The sequence below is a fragment of the Pseudomonas sp. xss_2 genome, assembly GCF_043104195.1.
Taxonomy (GTDB): Bacteria; Pseudomonadota; Gammaproteobacteria; order Pseudomonadales; family Pseudomonadaceae; genus Aquipseudomonas; species Aquipseudomonas urmiensis.
This window is the reverse complement of sequence record NZ_JBICKL010000043.1, coordinates 47,568-60,646: the sequence shown is the minus strand read 5'-3', so window position 1 is coordinate 60,646 and position 13,079 is coordinate 47,568. Positions and strand designations below refer to the sequence as shown.

General features: G+C 52.5%; 12 protein-coding genes. 2 read left to right on the top strand and 10 right to left on the bottom strand.

Annotated features, from left to right (window positions below; all coding sequences use genetic code 11):
- Window positions 1-274 precede the first annotated feature (274 nt).
- The 5 genes from ACF8K2_RS07075 to ACF8K2_RS07055 all read right to left on the bottom strand — a co-directional run bounded on the left by ACF8K2_RS07075 (window position 275) and on the right by ACF8K2_RS07055 (window position 6,402).
- Window positions 275-2,437 (bottom strand): DEAD/DEAH box helicase, encoded by a 2,163-nt coding sequence (locus tag ACF8K2_RS07075; RefSeq protein ID WP_392464080.1) that lies wholly within the window; start codon window positions 2,435-2,437, stop codon window positions 275-277.
- Entirely contained in the window at window positions 2,434-3,831 is a 1,398-nt protein-coding gene (locus tag ACF8K2_RS07070; RefSeq protein WP_392464079.1) for a Hachiman antiphage defense system protein HamA, read from the bottom strand. Before ACF8K2_RS07070 ends, ACF8K2_RS07075 begins: the two co-directional genes overlap by 4 nt.
- A 56-nt stretch (window positions 3,832-3,887) precedes the next feature.
- Complete coding sequence (locus ACF8K2_RS07065; protein WP_392464078.1) at window positions 3,888-5,150, bottom strand: ComEC/Rec2 family competence protein; 1,263 nt, start codon at window positions 5,148-5,150, stop codon at window positions 3,888-3,890.
- 305 nt (window positions 5,151-5,455) lie between these two features.
- Window positions 5,456-6,100 carry a hypothetical protein gene (locus tag ACF8K2_RS07060; RefSeq protein WP_392464077.1) on the bottom strand — a complete coding sequence of 215 codons (645 nt, stop codon included), beginning with the start codon at window positions 6,098-6,100 and terminating at the stop codon, window positions 5,456-5,458.
- A gap of 104 nt (window positions 6,101-6,204) precedes the next feature.
- The gene (locus ACF8K2_RS07055; RefSeq protein WP_392464076.1) at window positions 6,205-6,402 is read right to left on the bottom strand and encodes a hypothetical protein; all 198 of its coding nucleotides are present in this window, start codon (window positions 6,400-6,402) and stop codon (window positions 6,205-6,207) included.
- A gap of 368 nt (window positions 6,403-6,770) precedes the next feature.
- Here ACF8K2_RS07055 and ACF8K2_RS07050 point away from each other — a divergent pair, with 368 nt between their 5' ends.
- Both ACF8K2_RS07050 and ACF8K2_RS07045 read left to right on the top strand, forming a co-directional pair.
- Window positions 6,771-7,016, top strand: a complete 246-nt coding sequence (locus ACF8K2_RS07050) for a hypothetical protein (RefSeq protein WP_392464075.1) — start codon at window positions 6,771-6,773, stop codon at window positions 7,014-7,016.
- Window positions 7,017-7,490: 474 nt separating this feature from the next.
- Entirely contained in the window at window positions 7,491-7,724 is a 234-nt protein-coding gene (locus ACF8K2_RS07045; protein WP_186553714.1) for a hypothetical protein, read from the top strand.
- A 1-nt stretch (window position 7,725) separates the two neighbouring features.
- Here ACF8K2_RS07045 and ACF8K2_RS07040 read toward each other — a convergent pair whose 3' ends face one another.
- From ACF8K2_RS07040 to ACF8K2_RS07020, 5 genes are all read right to left on the bottom strand, one after another.
- Window positions 7,726-8,280, bottom strand: a complete 555-nt coding sequence (locus ACF8K2_RS07040; protein WP_392464074.1) for a PqiC family protein — start codon at window positions 8,278-8,280, stop codon at window positions 7,726-7,728.
- 17 nt (window positions 8,281-8,297) lie between these two features.
- Complete coding sequence (locus ACF8K2_RS07035) at window positions 8,298-9,953, bottom strand: intermembrane transport protein PqiB (RefSeq protein WP_392464073.1); 1,656 nt, start codon at window positions 9,951-9,953, stop codon at window positions 8,298-8,300.
- Window positions 9,937-10,578 (bottom strand): paraquat-inducible protein A, encoded by a 642-nt coding sequence (locus tag ACF8K2_RS07030; RefSeq protein WP_368973376.1) that lies wholly within the window; start codon window positions 10,576-10,578, stop codon window positions 9,937-9,939. The genes ACF8K2_RS07035 and ACF8K2_RS07030 overlap by 17 nt, the downstream gene beginning before the upstream one ends.
- The gene (locus ACF8K2_RS07025; RefSeq protein ID WP_186553718.1) at window positions 10,575-11,171 is read right to left on the bottom strand and encodes a paraquat-inducible protein A; all 597 of its coding nucleotides are present in this window, start codon (window positions 11,169-11,171) and stop codon (window positions 10,575-10,577) included. Before ACF8K2_RS07025 ends, ACF8K2_RS07030 begins: the two co-directional genes overlap by 4 nt.
- A 107-nt stretch (window positions 11,172-11,278) precedes the next feature.
- The gene (locus ACF8K2_RS07020; RefSeq protein WP_392464071.1) at window positions 11,279-12,856 is read right to left on the bottom strand and encodes a methylenetetrahydrofolate reductase C-terminal domain-containing protein; all 1,578 of its coding nucleotides are present in this window, start codon (window positions 12,854-12,856) and stop codon (window positions 11,279-11,281) included.
- Window positions 12,857-13,079 lie beyond the last annotated feature (223 nt).

Here is a 13,079-nt window from a genome sequence, read left to right as displayed (position 1 = left end):
ACTGGAGGCGATTCTTCCCGCACATCACTCCCATCGATGTCACCCAGTTTTGATAGTTACTCTTCGCTTCAGTTTTTTGAGATCTGCCTGCCCAGTACAAAAAAATCTCATGTTTGTATTGAGGAGGCACGAGCGGCTCCTTCATGACCTCAGTCAGAGCCGAACGGGCTGAGAAATTTCTGGTTTACGAGTTCCTTCTCGCAGTCCTCTGCGGTTGCTTTAAAGCGAGTATGGAACATGTTGGCTCCTAGCGATAAACATAAACACGTTAATGCTAAGAAAAATACAGAGCACTCTTAACTAGCGCCGTCTCAAATTCCGTCAGATAAGGCTGTCGCTCTCTTAAAATAGTTTTAATTTCTTCTAAGTACTGATCTATGGTCATGCCTTCAAAGTCATTGTGCATTAATAATTTCTTTGTGATCTGATTTGGAATCCCAAATTCTTCCAAAGAGCTTACGGGCGCGGGGAAGTAAAAGTTCTCTAATGTTGAGGCGAAGGACTTATAGTCGCCAAAAGGATAAGAAAACCGTTTAAATATTAGTTCCTGCACGTCGCTAATTGCATAAATCAGTTTTGGTAGATTGTAGTTCACCAAATTTTTTTTGAAATTGAATACAGACTGAATTGCATCATCAATGCTGTAATTGCTGTTACCTTTACGCCAGAACTCATAATCCTGAAGGATCAGGGCTTTGTCGTCTACCTTGTTTATGACGTCAATCAGTTTTCTGTTAAGTTGTTTATGAGTGCGTACAGTCCCGCCTCCCATTGAAGATACGTTGAAGTAATCAAACAGTATCATCGACAAATGCTGCAATTGATATTGGTCGGGATAGATACCGTCCCAGCACATAAGTCTGTTCCAAGCACCACATTTTTCAATCAGGGTGCTTGCAAAGTCAATTAGCCTGCTTGGATTTATTCCTTGATGCTTAAGAAGCAATGAGACTGGAATAACATCCTGTTCATAATATCTTCTAATTTTTTCTTTGTTTGGCTCGTTTACTTCTGTTCCCATGTGGAGCAAGAGGGAGTCAGATGCATTATCACTTTGCGTGACAATAGGCATGTCGATAAATGGCAATTCAGTTTGAGGTTTGTCGCCAAGAATGTATACGTTTCCTACAAAATGCTCGAACATTCTGCCGGATCTTCCGGATATGTTGTTGAATGTGAACATGTCAAGCTTGGTTCTTCTCGTTATACAGTCATCATATATTATGATATTTTTTGCATTGGTATTCACCCCTTCAATTAGTGTGGATGTGCAGATAAGGATGTTGATTTTTGATTGGTTGAAATAATCAACTATCAGAGCTGCTACCGCCCTAGGTAATTGAGCATGGTGGTAAGCAACGCCATGGTTAAGCCCTTCAATCAGCGACCATTCATGATGAAAGTTTTCTGCAAGCCAAGTTGACAAAACTTTGTTACTTGGGGTGGGTGCTAACAAGTCGGAATCGAGCAGCTTCACCAACAAGGAGCTCGCCCTTTTTGGTGACTTGCAATAAATTACAGTTTGCTCAGTCCTCGCTTTTGAATTTAGAATACTTATGAGAATTTCGTCTCTTTCGAGGTCTACGTCCGAGTCTTTGCCCTTGGTATTCAGTGGATAGAAAAACTCGTTGGTTGCTACCGTAGCATACGAGTCAAACTTCAAGAATGTGCATCTAAGTTCCTCTTCAATCCCAGATGCCAAGCCATTTATCCTAGGCCCAAGCATGTAGAAACGCTTGCATCTAGCGTAAAGCTTTTTGAATGCCAGGTTTAAACTATCACATCTTTCATCATTTTTACTAGCGGGGGCTAGTTTGTAAAATTCGTCTACGATGAAGAAATCAATCGAGCTTAAATCGTTATGTTCAAGCACTCGTTCCTGAGTAAGGATATAAATATTTTTTATGCTTGGTTGTTGTGCTACTTGAGTGATAATTTTGTAATAGTCGCAGTATGCGTGTAACTTTTTCTTTAGCTCATCCATTAATGCGATGGTAGGTACGACAACTACAATATTATTGAATTCGCGAGTGGCAACCAAAGCTTCAATGATTAAGCTTTTCCCAAAGCTGGTGGGCGCACTCAGAATAATGTTCTCGCCATTGATTATTCTGTGAAACACCTCGGCCTGACGAATATGAAACGTCTTGCGTTCATCTTGAGGTGTAGTAAACAGAAGGCGTCGCAGATTATCTTTGCTAGAGTTTTTTATGTCGTCAATGTACGGGTAGAGCCCTAACTCACCTAATAGGTGATCTAGGATGAAGGCGTTTTCGATTTCATTTTTCCTCCCTAAAGCTCTGATGACAATATCTTGCACAAGATGGTTATGCTTGTGGCTATTGTATTCATTTACAAGAGATGTAAGGAAGCTTTCCCACTGGTTGTAATTTGGGTCGTCGATTTTAGATTTTGATTCTTGGTACCAAGTGCTCATGAATTTAACTCCTGCAACAGCGCGGAATGCACGAAAGAAATATCTGACACAGGAAAATAGAAAACCCTCAGATCTATCAGGTCTATTAAGTTGGGTTTTATACTGCCGGAAAAAATACTTCTGCAATACTGTATTTTTTCTTTAAATAGTTCGATAAATGAATTTTTGTCGTATTCTTTAATTATCGCGCTATCATGCATGATGAAGACCGGTATTATTATTTTATCGAACCGGTCATCTAAACTTAGATTTGAGTCTGCCAGTCTTTTCAGCTTGTCTACGTGCGGCCATGAACCATCAATTTCTGCTGTAAGTGTATATAGCCGATGTTTTAAAGTTGTTATGCTTGCAATGTATTCTATATTATCAATAGCAGCCTTCACTGCATCTTCAATGTTCGTACTAACTGATGATGCACCAATCCATAGCTCTATGGTGTCAAGGTTTAATATTGCATGGGTGCATGAGAAAGTTTTATTATTGGCGTCAAAAACTTTATTCATTACAGGGATGGTGTTATACGAATCCCGGATAGCAATGTGTAAAAAAAAATCGCCAAGTGCATTTATGTCGTTGCCGGGGTAGTTGGCTCTTGCATACTTAAATAGACTTCTCTGCACTCCAGTGAAATTGGCTCTCTCTTTGTGTGATAAGCAGTAGTCTATAATCCATTCGTATACTGTTTCTGTAAGGTTGTTTATGTTCCAGATTTTCATAGTAAATCCAATATCAATTCCTTTGATATTTGGCTGATCTATATTGCAATTTATGCAGTATTTAAATGGAGAGGGAGGGTGTTTCGGCGGCTCATAATTTATGCCGTCTTGGATTTTTATGTTGGGTATTGAATCTGTTATTATTTTGTTTGCAAGAGTATCGCTAAGGATATCTTTAAGTGATACTGCGTACAACGTGTTGGTGCCTTGCTGCACTAACAAAACGCCAATACATAATCCATGGTATAGTACAGGTGATCCCGACATTCCTTGATACGCGCTAATGGTATCGGACTGAGAGACCTCAAAGCTATACTCCCTGCTAGTCATGTTTTCAAATGAATTGGTAACTCTAACGTTAATTGGTGCGTGATAGTGTTCTTTCTCAATTGGGTATCCACAAGATTTGACTTCGGCATCCAAACTAATGCCGGTTGAATATAGATCAATAAAATTCCCTGCAGAACTCTCTATTTCCAGAATGGCAAAGTCACTATCCGTGTTCCAATGTATGCATTTTGCGTAAATGTATTGTCCGCGATCATACTCATCACTTGAGAAATATACTTTTATCTTTCCTCCGTTGGAAATGACATGGTAGGCAGTAAGAAGTAAGTTGGGAGAGATCGAGAAGCAAGTTCCTCGAGTTGCTTTTCTTGTTTGCTCTTCATCGTTCACGATTGATTCGATGATATAAATTGAACTTAAGTTATATTCGCTAGGGATTCCGGTGCTCATAACTCAGTCTCGTAGATGTCCATTTCAAAGGTTATATTTGGATATTTCGTCTTGAGCTGTTCTGTGAACCATGCTGGGATGTTGTCAAGATTGTAATTGACCAAGATTGTTGTTTTTCTTGATCTATTTTCTACAGCAATTCTAGCTAAGGTTTCTAAATTTGGGTGCCCATGTGACTTACCGTTTGTACTAATCATGTACCTGGGGCTGTCGATTCTTTTTAGTAGCGTCCTGCTGGTGTTGTTCTTACTTCCATGATGAGATATTTTGACAGCATCTACTTCTATGGTGTCTATTCCGCAACTGTCTAGCCAAGAAATAACAGTCTCTGCATGGCAGTCTCCAAGATATAAGATTCTTTTGTCTCGGTACTCTATTAAAAAGGAAAAGCTGCTTCGGTTGGTCGCTGAAGCATCTTCTACAAATGGCTCATTGGCTAACGATTCGATGGTGTATAAAGCTGTATTTGATATTTTGTTTGTGGGTGCCAGGTCTTTAATGTTGGAAATATATGTTTCAAATGCGTCATAATATGCTTTGTTTATGATTTTTGGTTTGATTCGCTTTTCGTTTAGTTTGCTTTCCCAGTTTTCTGTAATTTCAGTTAGCGAAGATTTTTCTGGGCCGATAATGGTGAATTTAATTTCGCCTGCTTCGAAGCTTTTCAGCCCCTCCCTGTAAATGGCTTGTCCTCCGATTATGCGATTGCACTTTAGGTTTTTGGAATTAAGCAGATACGAGAGTGAGGTTCCTTCAGCATACCCTATTTTTGTATTGTTATCGGATACAGAAAATTCACTAGCTAAAGCTTGCAGCTTGCGGTCTATATGAGGGTTTGTGGAGTTATCAATTTCCAGATTGCCGATTAATTGCTCGGCGCCGTTGAATAAAATACTTTCAATTTCAGGGCATTTCGCATGCTCGAGAAGTTTGATGATTCCATTTGCATGGTCGTTATCTATGTGCGTAACAATTATCTTTGTTAGTTTGCTTGTTTGTCCTATGACTTGATCTTTCCAGTTGTCAAATGATTGTGCTGTGCCGCCATCAATCAAAATAAATTCAGACTCGGTAACTATAGAGATGCAGTCTCCATTTCCAGCCTTATGCATTCTTAGCTTTAACATTTTTGCTATTCGTGATGCCTTGGTGCCATCATTGTAGCACTGCAGGCATTGGATTTGTTGTGATGACGAGACATTTCTGGATGCCGCAAAATCTGTGATGATCCCGTTGAGGTTGATCAGAGTTATGGTCACGACCCGGTAGCGGCGACCTAAAAAGGGTACCGAGATCACCTAGACTAGAACGCTTGAGGGGGGCTATGGTAGAAATATTGTTTTTCGCGTCAATTTGAAACCGTAAGTTGCAAGCGGCTTGGCCATCGATGTACTGCTGAAGGTGGAATAGAGGCGTAATCGAGAGAAACTAATTGTGTACTTGAAAATTTTGTCAGTGTAGCGCTGTTGTTATATGTTTATAGCAGTGCAGTCAATTATTCCAATGAATGCTCGTGACGCCCCCACTTGGTATGCGGCGACATGACCTCATGAGGGCGCATTAGTTACTTTTTGTCAGATATTGCATTAATCGGACGAATTTGGAACTTCTTGCTGTAGCGCGGAGATTCAAAATAACGACCAACCTTTACTGCTGTATCGATCAAAGCATCCATTGCTTCCTCTAGGCCCTCTTCCTTGTACGCAATCGATTCTTCGTTAGAGTGAATGCCGATATCTTTGTTGATGGTCCTGCACGGTACGAACGGATGGGCAATCTCTTCTAAGTAGCTATAGAACGCGCCTTTGGCTATGACCAGCCCGAATCGTCGCCAAGCGTACTTTCGCCCCCAATAATATCCATCGGTTGCACTATATCTTACGCGATCATCATTCTTACCTTTGTTTTCTACCAACTTATCTTGCGAAAAGTGTTTGGCCGCTGAATAGCTAAGTAGCTTGTTCACGGTATCCGCTCTTCCGAGGGCAGAAGGTTCGATGATATTTTTTCCATCAGCGCCAGTGGTGAATCCAATATTGTAGCGGTCGCCATTGATCAGTTCGACATTGCTGCTGTTGGTTTCAAACTGGTAAAGAGTATCTGTCGTCTGCGGCTTAAACTGGTGAAGGAATTTTCCGGTTGGAAGCTGGCTAACCGTATAGTCTCGGACGATCACGTCATGGATTGTGTATAGATTTCTAGATTTCACTATGCTGTCCTTGTTTAGGAAATTTGTGGCTGTCTACGGTAGTGGCTAATTGCCTTTTCCACAAGCCGTACGAAAACCCCTCTTACGGCATCATTGGTGTACGGTCATGGAATGAAATGATACAGATTTATCGTGAATCGCTCTTGACTTTTCGTCCATCCCCCCCTGAGAATCTTGGCGCGAGTGCTCCATCGCAGGGCCTGGAGATGTCTGGCGAAGTTGTTAGCCGTCATGAAGGCGAGCATGCTGGCCTTAAGATAGTGGAAGTTCTTGATCGCGGCGTCCTTGATCATGCGGTTCATGCGCTCGACCTGGCCATTGGTGCTAGGGCGGTGGGCCTTCTTCAATCTCGGTGTGATGGCATGCTCTTCGCAAACGCGATCAAAATGATACTCACGGGGTAATTTTTGAGATAAAGAACATTATCCTAGTTGATAATATCTAATAAATTTAGAGTGTTTTCTGCTCATTCGATTCCTGTCTCCGCACCAGCTTTAGAATTTTCAGAAACGCACACCATCTGCCGATGTCCCCCCCACCCCCATTTTGAGCAGCCTTGCCGTTTCTGCTAGGCTCGTTCCGCCTTCACGCCACGGCCTCATTCATCGGGGCCTGAGGCATTCAGGAAGCGGACGATTCACAAGTCCTAGTTAAGAAAAGGAAGCACACCATGTCTAACCCCCGTCACTGGAATGACTGGGCTGGCGGACTGACCCTAGTCCTTCAGGCAGTCGTCTATATCCCTCTGCTTTACATCATCCTTATGCCATGGCTTTGCCTGGCACTCGTCAAACTAGAGAAAATTCCGTTCTTCCCTAATTTCTTCCACGCGATGGCTTCCTCAGGCTGGCTTATCGCTTCCGGGGTCGTGGGCCTAACGGTTCTGTTTGTGGTGGTTCGCAGCTTAGTCCGCTGAAAACATGGCGACTTATGCGTTGGAAGGCTGATCACCATTTCCTTCGTCATTGGAGGAGAATTCTGTCTTCACTGCCCCTTGCCCCGCCAAGCCTCAAGGTCTAAATTGGCGAGGTCGCGGCAAATTCCGCGACCGGGTTTGGCGACTCGGATAACTTGGCGCAACAGCGCCCCACACGATTGCAGGCGCTTTTTTTGTGCCCGCAGCCTCGTGCCATGGCGGCTGTGCGTGGGAGACCTTCGGGTCTGCCGGGTTCCAAGTTCCCGGTTCGCCAACCTGCGTACAGCTGCCACCCAATTGTTTGGCGACGATGCGTGGCAGCTCCAATCAAACTTGGAGTCTCATGCATGCCTACTCGCATACCGAGCAAAATCCTCGCATTCGTTCTCCGCCGTCCACTGCGGCCGGCATCTCGAAGCCTTCGCTTCTATCCCATTCACACCCAACCCACCGAAAACCCAAGGCAGGCCCCCCATGCCTGACCAAGAACGCCTCTCCACCCTGCAAAGCTACACCTGGACCCTGGAGCTCCTAGCCGAAGCCCTGGTCCAGCACGACGACATGCTCGAGTGCGAACACAACCCGCGCCTGAGCTTTCGCAACACCGCGGGCATCCACCAGGCGATCCGTATCATCAGCCGCCTGGCCAGCGAGCAATGTGGAAAACTCCTCGATACCGGCGACAACGCCCTAGCCGACAGCAGCTGACTCAACCATTGCCAGGGCACCCCCCGCGCAGATTCCCAGCCGCCTGACGAATCTGCGTGGCCAGCCCTTGCACGTTGTTCTGTTGCGCACGGACCAAGTCCTCGATCTCCGGCCCGGCGGGCGTTTGCAGCAGGCTGTGGCAGTTGAGCGTGTCCCCACCCTCAGCCCCGCGCAGGCGCCAGCGGGCATCGATCAGTGCGTACTGCCCGGGGATCGAGTCAAAGCGCTGCACGTTGATCTTCACCGCCACTTTGCGCGCCGCGCTGCCGTTGCCCAGTTGCACCACCAGGGCACTGCGCAGCTCTTCACTGAGGCTTGCGCCCCACCACTGGGTTTCAAGAATGGCCAGGCCGTTGCTGCCTTGGCGAATGACGATCTGCGCCCGGTCGACCTGCGGCGGCACGCTGATGCCTTCGATCACCACTTCGGCGGCGTTGCTGCTGGCCTGGGTGGGGGCGTGCACTGGGGTCAGGGTGTGAAAGGCAATCGGGTCGCTGCGGCACGCGGCGAGCAGGGCCAGGGTGCAGAGCAGCGGGAGGGTGTGCCGTGGGGTCATGGGTTTCGCTCCTGCGGTCAGTTGCGCGGTGGGCCTTGCAGGTCCAGGGGCGCGGCGTTGGCGGGGCGGCCGCGGATCAGCGATTCGGGGTTGCGTCCGAGGTAGTCGGAGAGCTCGCGCAGCGAGCGCGACATGCGCGCGAGTTCGTCCAGGGTTTCGGTGAGTTTTTCCCGCTGCGGCGAGTCTTCGGCCAGGGTCGAGTTGGCCGATTGCAGGGTCTGGCTGACGTGGGCGAGGGTGTCTTGCACGCGGGGCAGGGTCTTGCTGTTGAACTGGGCGAGGCTTTTGCGCAGCTCGACCAGGTTGCTGTCGAGGTTGCTGGCGATGCGTTCGACCGGCAGTTTATTGATCTTCTCGACCATGGCCTGCAATTGCTCCTGCAGCACTTCCAGGCTGCCGGGGATGGTTGGGATGGCGATGGGCCGGGCATTGAGGTCGAAGGCGACTTTCGGTGCCTTGGGGAAGAAGTCCAGGGCAATGTACAACTGGCCGGTGAGCAGGTTGCCGCTGCGGGCCTGGGCACGCAGGCCGTTGTCGACGAAGGTGCTGAACAGTTTGACCGAAGCACTGAGGTCTTCGGGGTTGTGCTTGAGCACTTTGAGCATCTTCACGTGGGCCTGGCCGAGCCGTTGCGGGTAAATAACGATGCCGACGTTGACCGGGAAGCTGCGTTTGACTTCGTCGAAGTCGAGGTTCACCGACACCACGCGGCCAATTTCGACGCCGAGAAATTCCACCGGGGCGTCGACCTTGAGGCCGCGCAGGGCCTGGTCGAAGCGCAGGGTGAAGTACTGCGCCTTGCCGTTGGGCGGGGCGAGGGCGGTTTGCTGGTCGGCGAACAGCTCGTAGGTCTTGTCTTCGGCGGCGGGGCTGTCGTTGGGGCTGTACTCGGGGGCGCGGAAGGCGATGCCGCCGACGATCAGGGTGGACAGCGATTCGGTCTTCACCGAGACGCCATTGGCGCCGACATTCACATCGACGCCGCTGGCGTTCCAGAAACGGGTGTTTTCGGTGACGTAGGCATCGTTGGGGGCGTGGATGAACACTTCGATGTTCACCCCTTTGCCATCGGCATCCAGGGCGTAGGCGACCACTTGGCCGACCGGGATCTTGCGGTAGTAGACCGGCGAGCCGATATCCACCGAGCCCAAGTCGGGCGCGTGCAGGGTGAAGCGTTTGCCGGGTTCGCCGTAGGTGATCGGGGGTGGGTTTTCCAGGCCGGTGAAGTGCTTGGCGCGGGTGTTGGACTGGCCGATGTCGGCGCCGACGTAGTCGCCCGACAGCAGGGTGTCGATGCCGGACACGCCCCCGGCGCCAATGCGCGGGCGGACTACCCAGAATTGCGAATCTTCGCGGGTGAAACCTTCGGCCTGTTTGTCCAGTTTCACCGTGGCGTTGACGCTTTTCTGATCATCGCTCAGGGCTACTTCCGATACGTGGCCGATGACTACGCTGCGGTATTTGACTTCGGTCTTGTTGGCGGTGAGGCCGGCGCCGGTCTTGAAGGTGAGGGTGATGGTCGGGCCTTCCTGCATTGTGCGGTGGATCACCAGCGACAGGCCGACCAGCACCGCGACGATGGGCACGATCCACACCAGCGAGACGCTGAAGCGGCGGGTTTTCACCTCGGGCCGGGCGGGCTCGCGGGGGGCTTGATCAGTGGGTGACGACATCCGTGCGCTCCTTGGTGGCGGGTGGTTCCCAGATCAGGCGGGGGTCGAAGCTCATGGCCGAAAGCATGGTGAACACCACCACCAAGCCGAAGAATAGAATGCCCGGGCGTGGCTCGATGGTGCCCAGCGCTTGGAATTGCACGAGGGCGGCGACCAGTGCCACCACCAGCACGTCGAGCATCGACCAGTAGCCGATCAGCTCGACGAAGCGGTACAGCTTGGAGCGCTCCTTGCGCGCCCAGTCGCTGCCGCGCTGGACGGTGATCAGCAGCAGCGACAGGGCGACGAACTTGACCCCGGGCACGGCGATGCTGGCGATGAAGATGATCAGGGCGATGTCCCACGCGCCGTGCTCCCAGAACTCCAGCACGCCGCTCATGATGGTGCTGTCGGCGCCGTCGCCGAGCAGGGTGGTGTTCATCACTGGCAGCAGGTTGGCTGGCACGTAGAAGGCCAGGGCGGCGAGCATGTAGGCCCAGGTGCGCGCCAGTGAGTTGGTCTTGCGTCGGTGTAGAGGCGCGTCGCAGCGTGGGCAGCGGTGCGGCTCGTTGCTCATGTCGCAGGCCAGGCCGCAGCTGTGGCACAGGCACAGGTTGAGTTCGCTGGCGGTCGGCGGGCGGTTCATAGCAGGTCCCACAGGTCGCGCACATCGCGCCCGGCAATGCGGATCAGCAACAGGCTCAGCGCGGCCAGGGCGAACAGGCCGATGCCGGGCAGTACGTCGAGCATGCCGGCCAGCTTGAACACCGCGACCATGGCGCCGAGCAGGCACACTTCGAGCATGCTCCAGGGGCGTAGGGTTTCCAGCCAGCGCATGGCCAGCTTGAAGCCGGGGGCGCGGCGTTGGGCGAGGGCGAAGGTCAGCACCCAGGTCAGCAGCACCAGCTGGAAGGCCGGGGCGATGATGATGGCGATGGCGGCGACCATGGCCATGAAGGTGATCGGGCCTTGGCTCAAGGCCAGGACCGAATCCCACAGGGTTGCGCTGTTTTTCAGGCCCTGCATGCTGATGCTCATCACCGGGTAGAAGTTGGCGAACAGCCAGAGCATGGCGGCGGTGATGCTCAACGCCAGGCGCTGTTGCACCGTGAGGCCGTTGTAGCGCTGGAGCACGCCGGCGCAGCGGCTGCAGACGGTTTTCTGGTGCTTGGCGAGCGGGACCTTTTCGTAGACGCAGTCGCAGTGCTCGCAAATGATGAACTGGGCAGCATGGGCCATGTTCACGCTCGAAGGGGCCGCTTGGCAGGGACTCAGTGAATATAGGAGCGCTGGGATAAACGGCAACTTTTTCAGGGGCCGTTTATCGTTGATGGGGGGAGGGCGGGTTAGCTGTCGATTTCGGCGGGTTGCTTGGTGTGGGCCGGCCAGGGGTGGTGGGCTGAGGGTTTTGGGCTGGCTGTGCGGGCCTCTTCGCGGGCAAGTCGCAGCGGCGCACCGCCGCTCCCACAGGGTTCAGGGGTGGTTGTAAGGGTGGGGTCGAACCAGGTTGGCCAGGAGCTTTGGTGGCGGGTGGGGAGTTCGATGCAGGGGATCAGGCGGTCGGTGAGGACTGCGGTTTGCTGGACGGATTTGGCGGTGCGGTATTTGACGCTGTGCACGCACTCGCGGTCGCCGAACTCGCAGCGGTTGAGCGAGGTGCCACCGCAGGGGCCGTTGGCCAGCCCTTTTGGGCAGCTTTCCGGGCAGATGTAGAGGGTGTCTTCGAGGCGGCAACGCCCGCAGGTGTCGCAGCCGAGCAGGGGGCGTTTGATGCTGCGTTCCAGCTGGTGCAGCAGGCGCGCGCCTTGGGCTGTGCGCCAAACCGGGCGGGTGACGGCCCAGCCGAAGCTGCGGCTGAGCCAGTTGCTGCGGTCGAACAACAGTGAGTGCAAGCCAGACAGCACGTGGTAGCGGGCCTGCTCTGTGCGGCTGGCGCTGACGCGCGACTCGCCCAACCGCCAGTTGGCGCCGGGTGGGTTGAAGGTGACAGCGGGCAAGCCGGGCATTTGCCAGCTGGCAGCCCAGGCGGGTGCCCATTGCTCTAGGGTGTGGATTTCGCCTTGCTGGGTGTGTAGCGCCTGCTCCAGCGCTTGGAACTGGGCCAGGTCATGGATGCCGGAAAGGTGCACGCCCGCATAGCCCATCAACTTCAAGCCGATCACCTGCAGCGCCAGGCGCTCGATGCTGCGGGCCTGGGCGAAGGCCTTGGACACGTCCAGTTCGGCCGCGAGGATGTCGCGCATCGCTGGGCTGACCACCGCGCCTGCCACGTGTTCGAGCATCTTGGCGCGGCCGTGGGTCAGGGCCATCAGGCAGGCGATCAGCGGCTTGGGTGTGCGCTGGCGGCGCATCCAGCGCAGCGCTTCCTGGTGCTTGCGGTCGTCATAGCCCATTTGCAGGGTGAGAAAATCCGCTCCGGCGCTGAGTTTTTTCTCGGCTTTGAAGTATTGCGCGGCGCCTTCTTCCTCGTGGTACTTGAACGGGTTGAGTGCGGCGCCGAGCAGCCAGTCGGGGCGGGCTTGGCGGGTGATTTGTAGCGCCGCGACCGATTCGAGGTAGCGCACCGGGCGTTGGCCGGGCTGGTGGCCGGGGAGGCGGTCGCCGGTGAGGATCAGCAGCTGGTCGAGGCCGGCGTTGTCCATGCGTTTGAGCTGGGCGAGCAGGTCTTGGCGTTCGCGGTCCTTGCCGGAGAAGTGCAACAGGGCGGGAACGGGCGTGTCGAGGGAGGTGAAAGCGTCCAGGGGCGACATGTCCAGCGGGCTGCCGACCCGGTCGCCGATGGCCACGGTCAGCGGCCAGCCGCACAGCTGCTTGCGGGCCATGATCGCTTCGAGGGCGGCGAAGCGCTCGGCGCTGGGCTTGGGGACGAACTCCATGACGCAGACGAAGGTGTGTTCGTGCAGGGCGTCTTTCAGCTGGCTCATGGCGGGCTGGGTACCTGGCTGGGGTAGGCTGGCATTTTGCGCGATGTGCGGGGTGGGTACTTGTCTGGATGCGCAGCTTAGTGATTTGGTTGAGACATTGAGATTGTCGGGGGCCGCTTTGCAGCCCATCGCAGGCTCCGCCAGCTCCTACAAGGGCGCGCACTTTCCTGTAGGAGCTGGCGCAGCCTGCGATGGGCTGCGCAGCAGCCCCAATACCTCCGCC